The sequence below is a fragment of the Pseudomonas sp. 2(2015) genome (assembly GCF_000955865.1).
In the GTDB taxonomy this organism is placed as follows: Bacteria; Pseudomonadota; Gammaproteobacteria; order Pseudomonadales; family Pseudomonadaceae; genus Aquipseudomonas.
This window is the reverse complement of sequence record NZ_JYOF01000019.1, coordinates 49,308-62,126: the sequence shown is the minus strand read 5'-3', so window position 1 is coordinate 62,126 and position 12,819 is coordinate 49,308. Positions and strand designations below refer to the sequence as shown.

At 63.5% G+C, this 12,819-nt stretch carries 14 protein-coding genes and 1 other RNA gene; 9 read left to right on the top strand and 6 right to left on the bottom strand.

The window, feature by feature from the left end:
- Window positions 1-11 precede the first annotated feature (11 nt).
- Window positions 12-566: a YecA family protein gene (locus tag UB48_RS22240; protein ID WP_045201070.1), complete on the bottom strand. Its 555-nt coding sequence runs from the start codon at window positions 564-566 to the stop codon at window positions 12-14.
- Between the two features lie 152 nt (window positions 567-718).
- On the opposite strand from UB48_RS22240, the gene UB48_RS22235 reads away from it, so the two are divergent.
- The 4 genes from UB48_RS22235 to UB48_RS22225 all read left to right on the top strand — a co-directional run bounded on the left by UB48_RS22235 (window position 719) and on the right by UB48_RS22225 (window position 2,139).
- Complete coding sequence (locus UB48_RS22235; RefSeq protein WP_010221172.1) at window positions 719-928, top strand: TIGR02449 family protein; 210 nt, start codon at window positions 719-721, stop codon at window positions 926-928.
- Complete coding sequence (locus UB48_RS22230; protein WP_045201068.1) at window positions 925-1,242, top strand: cell division protein ZapA; 318 nt, start codon at window positions 925-927, stop codon at window positions 1,240-1,242. Before UB48_RS22235 ends, UB48_RS22230 begins: the two co-directional genes overlap by 4 nt.
- Before the next feature lie 18 nt (window positions 1,243-1,260).
- Window positions 1,261-1,438: non-coding RNA, 6S RNA (gene ssrS / locus UB48_RS27470), on the top strand.
- Window positions 1,439-1,518: 80 nt separating this feature from the next.
- Entirely contained in the window at window positions 1,519-2,139 is a 621-nt protein-coding gene (locus UB48_RS22225) for a 5-formyltetrahydrofolate cyclo-ligase (protein WP_045201067.1), read from the top strand.
- Here the strand turns inward: UB48_RS22225 and UB48_RS28025 are convergent.
- The gene (locus UB48_RS28025; RefSeq protein ID WP_165392175.1) at window positions 2,120-2,260 is read right to left on the bottom strand and encodes a hypothetical protein; all 141 of its coding nucleotides are present in this window, start codon (window positions 2,258-2,260) and stop codon (window positions 2,120-2,122) included. The two genes, UB48_RS22225 and UB48_RS28025, sit on opposite strands and share 20 nt — an antisense overlap.
- A 178-nt stretch (window positions 2,261-2,438) precedes the next feature.
- Between UB48_RS28025 and UB48_RS22220 the strand changes: the two genes are divergently transcribed.
- From UB48_RS22220 to UB48_RS22205, 4 genes are all read left to right on the top strand, one after another.
- Complete coding sequence (locus UB48_RS22220; protein ID WP_045201065.1) at window positions 2,439-2,888, top strand: EVE domain-containing protein; 450 nt, start codon at window positions 2,439-2,441, stop codon at window positions 2,886-2,888.
- Between the two features lie 101 nt (window positions 2,889-2,989).
- Entirely contained in the window at window positions 2,990-3,949 is a 960-nt protein-coding gene (locus tag UB48_RS22215; protein ID WP_156160232.1) for an HlyD family secretion protein, read from the top strand.
- Entirely contained in the window at window positions 3,946-6,669 is a 2,724-nt protein-coding gene (gene rbbA, locus UB48_RS22210; protein ID WP_045201061.1) for a ribosome-associated ATPase/putative transporter RbbA, read from the top strand. Before UB48_RS22215 ends, rbbA begins: the two co-directional genes overlap by 4 nt.
- Entirely contained in the window at window positions 6,669-7,787 is a 1,119-nt protein-coding gene (locus UB48_RS22205) for an ABC transporter permease (protein WP_045201059.1), read from the top strand. Before rbbA ends, UB48_RS22205 begins: the two co-directional genes overlap by 1 nt.
- Here the strand turns inward: UB48_RS22205 and UB48_RS22200 are convergent, their stop codons facing one another.
- A complete protein-coding gene (locus UB48_RS22200; protein ID WP_045201057.1) occupies window positions 7,788-8,192 on the bottom strand; it encodes a flagellar basal body-associated protein FliL in 405 nt (134 codons plus the stop codon).
- A 156-nt stretch (window positions 8,193-8,348) separates the two neighbouring features.
- Here UB48_RS22200 and UB48_RS22195 point away from each other — a divergent pair, with 156 nt between their 5' ends.
- Window positions 8,349-9,326 carry an NADPH:quinone oxidoreductase family protein gene (locus UB48_RS22195; protein WP_045201054.1) on the top strand — a complete coding sequence of 326 codons (978 nt, stop codon included), beginning with the start codon at window positions 8,349-8,351 and terminating at the stop codon, window positions 9,324-9,326.
- Window positions 9,327-9,342: 16 nt separating this feature from the next.
- Here UB48_RS22195 and UB48_RS22190 read toward each other — a convergent pair whose 3' ends face one another.
- From UB48_RS22190 to ubiD, 3 genes are all read right to left on the bottom strand, one after another.
- Window positions 9,343-9,984, bottom strand: a complete 642-nt coding sequence (locus tag UB48_RS22190) for a gamma-glutamylcyclotransferase (protein WP_045201052.1) — start codon at window positions 9,982-9,984, stop codon at window positions 9,343-9,345.
- 276 nt (window positions 9,985-10,260) lie between these two features.
- Window positions 10,261-11,229 carry a CDP-6-deoxy-delta-3,4-glucoseen reductase gene (locus UB48_RS22185; protein ID WP_045201050.1) on the bottom strand — a complete coding sequence of 323 codons (969 nt, stop codon included), beginning with the start codon at window positions 11,227-11,229 and terminating at the stop codon, window positions 10,261-10,263.
- The gene (ubiD, locus tag UB48_RS22180) at window positions 11,230-12,696 is read right to left on the bottom strand and encodes a 4-hydroxy-3-polyprenylbenzoate decarboxylase (protein ID WP_045201047.1); all 1,467 of its coding nucleotides are present in this window, start codon (window positions 12,694-12,696) and stop codon (window positions 11,230-11,232) included. It lies immediately after the preceding gene.
- Window positions 12,697-12,819 lie beyond the last annotated feature (123 nt).

Sequence of the window (12,819 nt, the reverse complement as noted above, 5' to 3'; positions counted from 1 at the left end):
TCCGTGGTTGATCAGTGCAACGAAGGTTTGGCCGCAGGCTCGACCGGCTGCTTCAACTCGGTGTAGAGCAGCAGCGGGGCGACGCGCAGGTATTCCATGACTTCCATATAGTCGTTTTCGCCGTCTTCGGACTCTTCCAGGGCGTCCTGGACCTGAGAGATCGCGACCAGGTCCTGCAGCACTTCCTTGGCCTCGGTGCTCAGGTCCTTGCCACCGGCATTCAAACCGAAACCGGCAATGAAGCCCTGGCACCATTGACCCAGGGCGGTGGCACGCTCGGTCAGCGGCTCATCATCACCCGGCAGCAACAGCACCACAGTGATATCGTCGCTGGTCAGTTCGCCCTTGACCATTTCTTGCAGGCCGATCAAGGCGTTACGAACGTTGTCTGCCGGTTCGCTTTCCAGCAGTTGCGCAGCATCGGCCAACCATGCATCGGCATCGAAGCCGGCACCGGCGCAGCTGCGCCCGAGCAACAGCCCGTGCAGTTCGGCAGGGGAAACAGGATGCCCGTTGCTGCTGAGCAAGGTGGCGAAGGCGGTGTACGGCGAATTGATATTGGGCATGGGCAACTAGGCGCCAGACGGCGCAATGACTAGAATGAAGACCTTGTATCCTAGCACCGGCAGGCGCGCCAAGACCATCGACGCGGCCAACTCCGGGCCGGCCAGGGCATAAACCGGGCAACCACCCGCACGACCGAATCGAGTGGCAACCAATGCAAGAGAACGATCTGCAAGCGCTGATGGGCCGATTCGAACTGCTGATTGAGCGGGTCGAGCAACTAAAACGGCAAAACGCACTCTTATTAGCTCAGGAAAAATCCTGGCGCGAAGAGCGCGCCCACCTCATCGAAAAAAATGAAATCGCCCGGCGTAAGGTCGAATCGATGATTTTGCGACTCAAGGCCCTGGAGCAAGACTCATGAGCTCAAGCAATAGCGTCACTGTTCAGATTCTCGACAAAGAATATTCGATCATCTGTCCGCCGGAAGAACGCAGCAACCTGGTCAGCGCCGCGCGCTACCTGGACGGCAAGATGCGCGAAATCCGCAGCAGCGGCAAAGTCATCGGTGCCGACCGCATCGCCGTGATGGCTGCGCTGAACATTACCCACGACCTGCTGCATAACCAGGAACGCCCGCAAGCGACCGGCACTGGCGTCAACCGTGAACAGGTGCGCGACCTGCTTGAACGCGTCGATCAGGCATTGGCCGACGATCAAGATTCAAATAAGGGTTGAGTATCGGTATACTGGCGCCACTCCCTGGAGTGCTTGCCAGTCGGTCATGTCCCTGAGCCGATACGCACAACCACGGGGGTTGCACGTGGGGCCGGTGTGCATGTCCGCTTGACGGAAAGCCTTAACGCCTCCTGCAATCTCCACCTTGAACTTTCGGGTTCAAGGGCTACACCGACAGCGGTTCGTCGGGGAGCCTGAATTCTTTGCCCGCCCTTCTGCGCGGGCAATCGAGCTGTCACCCGGCGGGTGGCAGCCCTCTCTGGGACCGCCCGTGCCATGACCGACACCGCGCCGCTGACCCGCCCCCAACTTCGCCGCCTGCTTCGCGATGCCCGCCGCGCCCTGACGCCGGCCGAACAGCGCCAGGCAGCCCGTGGCCTGTACCGTCAGCTGGCGCAGCATCCGTTGTTTCGCCGGGCCCGGCACATCGCCCTGTACCTACCCAATGATTGCGAGATCGACCCGCGCCTGCTGATGCGTGAAGCCCAGCGCCGCGGCAAACGCACCTACCTGCCGGTACTGCACGCCTGGCCAAAAACCAAGATGGTGTTCCAGCGCATCGAAGCCGGCGAGAAGCTGCGGCGCAACCGCTTTCGCATCCCCGAGCCGCACATCAGCCTGGCCCGGCAACGACCGATCTGGGCGCTGGACCTGATCCTGCTACCGCTGGTGGGTTTTGATGAAGTGGGTGGTCGGCTGGGCATGGGCGGCGGTTTCTATGACCGCAGCCTGGCCTATCAGGCCCGCCGCAAGGCCTGGAAAAAACCCTTGCTGCTGGGCCTGGCGCATGAATGCCAGAAGGTCGAACGACTGGCGCAAGCCAGCTGGGATGTGCCGCTGCAGGGGACGGTCTCGGACCGTGGCTGGTACCTGGCTATCAACGCTGTTGCGGATTGACCGGCATTTCGTAAGGGGCGTCGAGTTTGCGTTCCCAAAGGCTTTGCGCATAACCGGTAGTGACAACACCCAAACCGAACAGAAACACCAGAATCCAGAGCAAATCCGGTTTGCGATTCATCGATTGCCCCCCTCAGGCAAACTGATCACGTTGTCAGCAACGTTTTTGTTGTTGCAGCAGCGTCAAGCTTAAAATGCGCGCATTCTCCGACAACCTGAGGCGACACGCAAACGTTGACGCCAACCGACCGTCGGTTTCCTGAAACAGGTTATTTCAAACATTGTCTGGAGCACCACCCATGGCCTACTGGCTGATGAAATCCGAGCCCGACGAACTCTCGATCAAGGACCTCGCGCGGCTGGGCGAAGCGCGCTGGGATGGCGTGCGCAACTACCAGGCGCGCAATTTCTTGCGGGCCATGGCAGTCGGTGACCAGTTCTTCTTCTACCACTCCAGTTGCCCGGAGCCGGGCATTGCCGGCATTGCCCGCATCAGTGCCGCAGCCTATCCCGACCCCACTGCACTCGACCCGCAAAGCCACTACTTCGACGCCAAGGCCAACGACGCCAAGAACCCCTGGAGCGCTGTGGATGTCGCCCATGTCGAAACCTTCGACAAGGTCCTGCAACTGGGCTACCTCAAGCAGCAAACCGCCCTTGCCGAACTGGCGCTGGTACAGAAAGGCAGCCGCCTTTCAGTGATGCCGGTGACCGCCGAACAGTGGGCAGCGGTACTCGCACTGCGTTAAACAGGGTAGGATGGCCGCTCATTTGACGAACATCAACGCACCAGGACCGGTGCGGCGTCACAATTTGACGTTAATGCAGCAAGGATTGCCCAACCATGTCGATGAGCCAACACGCCCCGAAATTCTTCGCCGGTGCCTTGATCGCCCTGCTCCTGGCCGCGGGTGGCCTGGGCTACTGGAAGTCCCTGCATGACCGCCTGCCCGAAGGCCTGAGCATGGGCAACGGCAGGCTCGAAGCCACCGAAGTGCAAATCGCCAGCAAGATCCCCGGACGCCTGGCCGAGGTGCTGGTCGACGAAGGCGATACGGTCGAGCAGGGCCAGTTGCTCGCCCGCATCGACACCCGCACCCTCGAAGCCCAGCGCAGCCAGGCCGAAGCCGAAGTGCTACGCGCCCGGGAAAACTACTCCGCCGCCCAGGCCACGGTGCAATTGCGCCAGAGCGAACAACTGCTGGCCAGCCAGGAGCTCAAGCGCGTCCGCGAGATCTTCCAGCGCAAATATGCCAGCCAGCAGCTGCTCGACCAGCAGCAGGCCCGCTCCGACACCAGCAACTCCGCCGTGGTCGCCGCCCGCGCGCAACTGGCGGCAATCAAGGCCGCCATCGGCGCCGCTGAAGCCCAGGTGGCACAGCTGACCAGCGAAATCGACGACAGCAGCCTGCGCGCGCCAATCAACGGCGTGATCCAGCTGCGCCTGGCCGAGCCAGGTGAAGTGCTCGGCGCCGGCGGCCGCGTGCTGATGCTGATCGACCCCAGCGACCAGTACATGAACCTCTACCTGCCCGCCTCCACCACCGGCCGCCTGACCGTCGGCGACCAGGCGCGCATCGTCCTCGACGCCCTGCCCGACCGGGCCTTGCCGGCGAAGATCGCCTTCGTCGCGGCCAAGGCGCAGTTCACCCCCAAGCAAGTGGAGACCCGTGACGAGCGCCAGAAGCTGGTGTTCCGGGTCAAGCTGCGCCTGACCGAACCAAGCGCCGTGCCCCAGGCCAAACCCGGCATGCCGGGCGCAGGCTATGTGCGCACCGCTGATGTGGACTGGCCGGCCAACCTGCAATGAGCGCGCTGGCGCTGCACGCCGAGGGCATCAACCACCGCTACGGTGGCCTGAGCGCCCTGCAGGACATTGCCTTCAGCCTGCCGGCCGGCACTCGCTGCGGCCTGATCGGCCCGGACGGCGCCGGCAAGTCGAGCCTGCTCGGGCTGATCGCCGGGGTGAAGAAGCTGCAAAGTGGCGAACTGCAGGTGCTTGGCGGCTCGATCCGCCAGCGCCGCCATCGCAACAGCCTCTACCCGCGCATCGCCTTCATGCCCCAGGGGTTGGGCGGCAACCTTTACCCCGAGCTGTCGATCAGCGAGAACATCCGCTTCTTCGCCACCCTGTTCGGCCTTGGCGCCACGGAGTGCGAGCAGCGCATGCACAACCTGCTGCTGGCCACCGACCTGCTGCGCTTTGCCGAACGCCCGGCGGGCAAGTTGTCGGGCGGCATGAAGCAGAAGCTCGGCCTGTGCTGTGCGCTGATCCACGAACCGGACCTGCTGATCCTCGACGAACCCACCACTGGCGTCGACCCGCTGTCGCGCCGGCGCTTCTGGGAGCTGGTCGAGCAGGTGCGCCAGGAACGCCCGCAACTGACCCTGCTGGTCGCCACGGCCTACATGGAAGAGGCCGAACAGTTCGAACACTGTCTGATGCTCGATCGTGGCCGGCTGATTGCCGCAGGCTTGAGCGAAGAGCTGGCCGCAGCCACCGCCAGCCACAAGCTCGATGACGCCTTCACTCATTACCAGGGCGACAGCCAGCGCAGCCAGCAGCCCCTGGTGATCCCGCCGCGCGATAGTAGCAATGCCGAAATCGCCATCGAAGCCCATGAACTGACCTTGCGCTTCGGCGACTTCACCGCCGTGAACAAGGTCAGCTTCGCCATCGGCCGTGGCGAGATTTTCGGTTTTCTCGGCTCCAACGGCTGCGGCAAGACCACCACCATGAAGGTGCTCACCGGGCTGATGCCGGCCAGCGAGGGCAGCGCCACCCTGCTCGGTCGCCCGGTGAACGCCAAGGACCTGGCCACGCGCAAGCGCGTTGGCTTCATGTCCCAAAGCTTCTCGCTGTATGGCGAACTCAGCGTGCGGCAGAACCTTGAACTGCATGCGCGGCTGTTCGACCTGCCCAAGGCCGACAGCGGCCCGCGCATCGCCGAGCTGATCGAGCGTTTCGATCTGGGCGCCATCGCCGACCAGCAGTCCGGCGCCCTGCCCCTGGGTTTGCGCCAGCGCCTGTCGCTGGCAGTGGCGGTACTGCACCGTCCGGAAGTGCTGATCCTCGACGAGCCCACCTCAGGTGTGGACCCGGCAGCGCGCGACGACTTCTGGCGCCTGCTGATCGAGCTGTCGCGCGATCAGGGGGTGACGATCTTCCTCTCTACTCATTTCATGAATGAAGCCCTGCGCTGCGACCGGATCTCCCTGATGCATGCCGGCAAGGTCCTGGCCTGCGACACCCCGGCGGCGCTGCAGCAGCAGTTCGGCGGTGAAACCCTGGAAGATGCCTTCGTCACCTGCCTGGAACAGGCCCAGGGCGCCAGCGAAGCGCCAACGGCCCCAACCCAGTTCGACAGCCCGGCCAATACAGCAACGCAACCCCTGCGCCATGGCTTCAGCCTCAAGCGCCTGGTCGCCGTCGCCACCCGCGAAGGCAAGGAACTGCTGCGCGACAAAGTGCGCCTGGCGTTCGCCCTGCTTGGCGCGCTGTTCATGATGGTGATCTTCGGCTACGGCATCTCCCTGGACGTGGAAAACCTCGCTTTCGCCGTTTATGACCAGGACCAGAGCCCGCAAAGCCGCGCTTATCTTGAAGCCTTCCGCGGCTCGCGCTACTTCGCCGAACAGACGCCGATTCGCGATGCCGCACAGTTACACAAACGCCTGCAGCGCTCGGAAATCAAGCTGGCCCTGGAGATTCCACCAGGTTTTGGTCGCGATCTGCACGCCGGGCGCCAACCCGTAGTGGCGGCCTGGCTGGATGGCGGCATGCCGTTTCGCGCCGAAACCAGCCGCAACTATGTCGAAGCCGTGCACCAGGCCAACCTTGAGCAACTGACGGCGCTGAGCAGCAAGGCCCAGCCCGGGCAAACTCCGGTGCGCCTGGAAACCCGTTTTCGCTACAACCAGGACGTGGTCAGCGTCAACGCCATCGGCCCCGGGGTCATGGCGCTGATCCTGGCGTTCATTCCGGCAATGCTCACCGCACTGGGCATCGTGCGCGAAAAAGAGCTGGGCTCGATCACCAACTTCTATGCCACGCCCCTGACCCGCCTGGAGTTCCTGCTCGGCAAACAGGCGCCCTACCTGGCGGTAAGCCTGGTCAACCTGACGCTACTGGTAGCAATGAACCGCTGGCTGTTCGGCGTGCCGTTCAAGGGCAGCGCCCTGGCCCTGGCCTGCGGCGGCGTGCTCTACCTGCTGGCGACCACCAGCCTGGGCCTGCTGATCTCGGCGTTCACCCGCACGCAGATCGCCGCGATCCTCGGCACCATGATCATCACCAGCCTGCCGACCATCCAGTTCTCCGGGCTGATCGTGCCGCGTTCCTCGCTCGATGGCGCGGCGGCCTTGATGGGCCAGTTGTTCCCGGCCGGTTACTTTCTCGATATCGCCGTCGGCACCTTTACCAAAGCCCTGGACCTACGCGAACTCTGGCCCCAGTGCCTGGCGCTGCTGGGCTTCTTTGTCGGTTTCACTGGCCTGAGTCTGGCCATGCTGAAGAAGCAGGAGGTCTGATGCATCGTCTGGCACATACCCTGCGCCTGGGGCTCAAGGAGCTGACCAGCCTGCGCCACGACAGCGTGCTGCTGTTGTTCCTGCTGTACGCCTTCAGCGTGGCGATCTACATGCCGGCCGCAGGCTCGGTGATCGGCGTGCACAACGCCAGCGTGGCGATCATCGACGAAGACCACAGCCTGGTCTCGCGCAAGCTCGCCGAGGCCCTGCAACCACCGGAATTCCAGCACGCCGTGCCGTTGCCCTACGACCAGCTCGACCAGGCCCTGGACAGCGGCCGCTACACCTTCGTGATCAACGTACCGGTGAACTTCCAGACCGACCTGCTGGCCGGGCGCTCGCCCGAGCTGCAAGTCAACGTCGACGCCACGGCCATGAGCCAGGCGTTCATGGGCGCCGGTTACATCGGCAGGATCGTCGAGCGCGAGCTGCTCGACTATGCCAAGCAGGGCTCGGCTACCGCCGGCAGCCCGGCGCTGCTCAGTGCCCGGGCGTTGTTCAACCCCAACCTTGAGGGCGGCTGGTTTCTGGCGGTGATCCAGATCGTCAACAACATCACCATCCTGGCCATCATCCTCACCGGCACGGCACTGCTGCGCGAGCGCGAGCACGGCACCCTCGACCACCTGCTGGTGCTGCCGCTGACCGCGCTGGAAATCATGCTGGCGAAGATCGCCAGCAACGCCCTGGTGGTGGTGCTGTGCACCTGGGTATCGCTTGAGGTGATCGTCAAGGGCGCGCTGGGGGTACCGCTGGCGGGATCGTTGGGGTTGTTCCTGGCGGTGACGGCGCTGTACCTGTTCGCCAGCACCGCATTGGGGATCTTCCTCGCCACCCTGGCGCGCTCAACCCCGCAATTCGGCCTGCTGGCGATTCCGGTGATCATCCCGATGCTGTTGCTGTCAGGCGGCAGCACGCCGCTGGACAGCATGCCGCAATGGCTGCAGTGGGTCATGCAGGGCTCGCCCTCGACCCACTTCGTCAGCCTCAGCGCGGCGATCCTGTTCCGTGACGCCGGGCTGGCAGTGGTCTGGCCAGACATCGCGGCGCTCGCCGCCATTGGCCTGGCCTTCTTCGCTATTGCCCTGGCGCGTTTTCGCCGCAGCCTGACCTCGTGATTACTGGACGATCAGGTTGTTGAACAGCAGGTCGTCGACGGTCGGCTTGCCTTCTTCGGATTCGAGCACCTGCTGGACCTGCTTCAGGGCTTCCTGACGCAGTTTTTCCTTGGCCTCGACGTTACTCATGGCCTCCAGGTTCTGCTGGGTGAACAGCGCCACCAGCTGGTTGCGGATCAGCGGCTCATGATGCTTTACCGCTGCGGCGGCGGCATCGCTGTTGACCCGCAGGGCCACGTCGGCCTTGTACACGCGCAGCTTCGGCCCGCCATCAAGGGCGTAGTTGCCCACAAAAGGCGGGCTCAGGGAAATGTAGGAGACCTTCGGTTCCCCTTCCTTGGCTTCCTCGGCCATGGCCGCCATCGGCAGCATCAGCGCCAGTACCATCAAGATCCACGCTTTCACGAATTCGCTCCTCATACAGTTGGCGCCAGCATACCCAGCGCACCGGTCAAACCCAAGCCCGGGCTTATGCCGGCCTATCAGGGCGGGCCATGCTCGTTGACCCGGCACCTCGCCCACCTACACTTATCGGCCACTACGCGCAAAGGAATAGTCCCGATGAAAGCAGTGTTGTGCAAAGCCCTTGGCCCGGCGCAAAACCTGGTCCTGGAAGAAGTCGCCAGCCCCGTGCCGAAAAAGAACGAGATCCTCCTCGACGTGCAGGCCGCCGGGGTCAACTTTCCCGACACCCTGATCATCGAAGGCAAGTACCAGTTCCAGCCGCCGCTGCCGTTCTCCCCTGGGGGCGAAGCCGCCGGCGTGGTCAGCGCCGTGGGTGAAAAAGCCGGCAACCTGAAGATCGGCGACCGGGTCATGGCCCTGACCGGCTGGGGCAGCTTTGCCGAACAAGTGGCGGTGCCGGCCTACAACGTATTGCCGATCCCGGCGCAGATGGACTTCACCACGGCGGCGGCCTTCGGCATGACCTACGGCACCTCGATGCATGCGCTCAGCCAGCGCGGCCAGCTCAAGGCCGGGGAAACCCTGCTGGTGCTGGGCGCCTCGGGCGGGGTTGGCCTGGCGGCGGTGGAAATCGGCAAGGCCATGGGCGCGCGGGTGATTGCCGCCGCCAGCAGCGCCGAGAAACTTGCCGTAGCCAAGGCGGCAGGCGCCGACGAGCTGATCAACTACAGCGAAACCAGCCTCAAGGACGAAATCAAGCGCCTGACCGGCGGCAACGGCGCCGATGTGATCTACGACCCGGTTGGCGGCGATCTGTTTGACCAGGCGGTGCGCGGCATTGCCTGGAATGGCCGGCTGCTGGTGGTCGGTTTTGCCAGCGGGCGCATCCCCGAGCTGCCAGTGAACCTGGCGCTACTCAAAGGTGCAGCGGTGCTCGGGGTGTTCTGGGGCGCCTTTGCCCAGCGCCAGCCGGCCGACAATGCGGCGAACTTCCAGCAGCTGTTTGCCTGGTTCGCCGAAGGCAAGCTCAAGCCGCTGGTATCGCAGACCTTCCCGCTGGCTGAAGCAGGTGCAGCCATCGAGATGCTGGGCCAGCGCAAGGCGGTGGGCAAGCTGGTGGTGACCATGGCCTGAACAGCTGAGCCCGCTCCTACCTGGAATGGCAGCGCCGAAAGCGCGCCTCCAGGTTGCGATCGGGCATGGCATGGCTGCGCAAGGCATTGAGGGTCTGCTCGACATAATCGCGGGTGCTGCCGTAACGGCCCTTGGCATTGGCAAATATCTGGCTGAGCAAGGTGTCCGGCAGGTTGCCGGCATAGCATGGCAAATGCCGCTCCAGCACAAACCCCAGGGCCTGGACCTTGCTGCCGTCCTCAAGCCGGCAATTGAGCCAGTGCGGGCGGTACGCAGGGTAAGGCATTTCTCGTTGCCACAAGGCCAGCAACGAATCTTCCAGGCAGTCGTCCGGCAGGCGGTAGGCAAAACCGCTGCATGAACCACCACGATCAAGACCGAATACCAGCCCGGGGCATTCCGGCGTGCCGCGGTGCTCGTGGGACCACAAATACAGCCCGCGATGATAGCCGTGCACCCGTGCCCGTCGCCGTTCGGCGGCATTGCACTCCGGGCGCCAGATCAATGAGCCGTAGGCAAACAACCATACCGGGCCACCCTGGTGCCGGGACATGGTGTGTTGAACTGAATGCACAAGTTGCTCGCGAGTTAACTGTTCGCCGAAATCAAGCAACGGCGGATAGGCCACATTCAAAGATACCGTTTCGATCGCCGACATAGCTGCCGCCACACTTCCCCATGAATTACCAACGCATTGCACTATAAAGCAACGCACTGTGCACAGAGTTACCGTACGGCAGATAAGCGCCGCAATACAAGCCCCCAGACGCCATGAGACGGCGATAAAGGCCGCACCGGTGCGATAACAGGTGCACTGTTTCAAGTGTAGCGAAAGTTATTTTCGTTGCCGGCAATAATTAGTGGCTTATAACCGCTGGCGGCACCGGCAGTTATTTAAACCGGCACGCTGTTGCAGCTTGCCTTATTCCGTCAATCAATTGCGCGGGGCATAAGCGAATACATCGGCGCGCATTTGATGCGCGTCCATGCCGGCGTCGACCAGTGCGTCGAGGGTGGCGTAGATCATGTTTGGCGAACCGCTGGCGTACACATGCACGCCGGCCAGGTCACTGATGTCTTCGCATACCGCCTCGTGCAACAGGCCGCAGCGCCCTTCCCAGCCGCACAGGTCGCTGACCACCTTGTGCAGGAACAGGTTGGGCAGACTCTCCCACTCGGCCCAGTGCTCGATCTGGTAGAAGTCGTCCGGTAGGCGCACGCCCCAGTACAGGTGCACCGGGTGCTTGAAGCCGCTGGCCCGGCAATGTTCGATCAGGCTGTGCATCTGCGCCATGCCGGTGCCGGCCGCGATCAGCACCAGCGGGCCGTCCGGCAATTCGGCCAGGTGGGTGTCACCAAAGGGCATCTGCAGCCGCGCCATGCCGTTGCGCCGCAACTGAGCGATCAGCTCCAGGGCACTGTTCTCGCGGGCCAGTACATGCAGCTCGAGGTCGCGGCCACTGTGCGGCGCCGAGGCCAGCGAGAAGGCAGCCTTGTCGCCGCTGTCTCGCTCGATCATCAGGTACTGGCCAGCATGGTAGCGCGGTGGCTTGCCGGCAGGCGCCCGCAGGCGCACGCGCCAGACGTCGCCGCCGACTTCGACACACTCGCTGAGCTGACAGGCCAGGGTCCGTACCGGCAGCTCGCCCAGGGCCAGCACGCCATCCCACAACAAGACGCAATCCTCCAGTGGCTCGGCGATGCAGGTGAACAGCTCGCCATGATCACGCTCGACGCCATCCTGACGCACCCGGCCCTCGACCAGCAGCGCGGCGCAGACATGGCAGTTGCCATTGCGACAGCTTTGCGGGCAGTCGTAGCCCAGGCGTCGCGCCGCATCCAGAATCCTTTCTCCGGGCTTGAGCGCCAACACGGCCCCGGACGGCTGCAAGGTTACCTGCATTTAGTCTATTCCCAACTGGTTCCACAGCTCATCGATCCGCCGGGTGACGGCTTCGTCCTTGACGATGACCCGTCCCCACTCGCGGGTGGTTTCTCCCGGCCACTTGTGCGTCGCATCCAGGCCCATCTTCGACCCCAAACCGGACACCGGCGAAGCGAAGTCCAGGTAGTCAATCGGGGTGTTGTCGATCATTACCGTGTCGCGCTTGGGGTCCATGCGCGTGGTAATCGCCCAGATCACGTCGTTCCAGTCACGCGCGTTGATATCGTCGTCCGTGACGATAACGAACTTGGTGTACATGAACTGTCGCAAAAACGACCAGACACCCAGCATCACGCGCTTGGCGTGTCCTGGGTACTGCTTTTTCATGGTCACCACCGCCATGCGATACGAGCAGCCTTCCGGCGGCAGGTAGAAGTCGGTGATTTCCGGGAACTGCTTTTGCAGGATCGGCACGAATACTTCGTTCAGCGCCACACCCAGAATCGCCGGCTCATCCGGCGGACGGCCGGTGTAGGTGCTGTGATAGATCGGCTTGCTGCGGTGTGTGATGCGCTCGACAGTGAACACCGGGAAGCTGTCGACTTCGTTGTAGTAGCCGGTGTGGTCGCCGTACGGGCCTTCCGGGGCCATTTCACCCGGATGGATCACGCCTTCGAGGATGATTTCAGCGGTGGCCGGCACCTGCAGGTCGTTGCCACGGCACTTGACCAGCTCGGTACGGTTGCCGCGCAACAGGCCGGCGAAGGCGTACTCGGAGAGGGTATCGGGCACCGGCGTCACGGCACCAAGGATGGTCGCCGGGTCGGCGCCCAGGGCCACCGCCACCGGGAACGGCTGACCCGGGTGCTTCTCGCACCATTCGCGATAGTCCAGGGCGCCGCCGCGATGGCTCAACCAGCGCATGATGACCTTGTTGCGGCCAATCACCTGTTGACGGTAGATGCCGAGGTTCTGGCGGTCCTTGTTCGGCCCGCGGGTCACTGTCAGGCCCCAGGTGATCAGCGGCGCAACGTCGCCCGGCCAGCAGTGCTGCACCGGCAGCAGGCCGAGGTCGACATCATCACCTTCGATGACCACTTCGTGGCATGCCGCGTCCTTGACCACCTTCGGCGCCATGGACACGACCTTCTTGAAGATCGGCAGCTTCGACCAGGCGTCCTTGAGGCCTTTCGGCGGCTCGGGCTCTTTGAGAAAGGCCAGCAGCTTGCCGATTTCACGCAGCTCGCTGACCGACTCGGCGCCCATGCCCATGGCCACCCGCTCCGGGGTGCCAAACAGGTTGCCCAGCACCGGGATGTCGAAGCCGGTAGGTTTTTCGAACAGCAGGGCCGGGCCTTTGGCGCGCAGGGTGCGGTCGCAGACTTCGGTCATTTCCAGGACTGGAGAGATCGGCACCTGGATGCGCTTGAGTTCGCCGCGCTGTTCCAGGCCACGGATAAAGTCGCGCAAATCGCGATACTGCATGCAAAAGCCTCGTATTGGCTGCCGTAGCGGTCGGGCTGCAGAGTGTAGCGCCGAACTCGGCTGCTCAGAATAGCCAAAGTACAGATAGCAAAAAGCCGGGTCGCCCCGGCTCTTGCCCAGCGC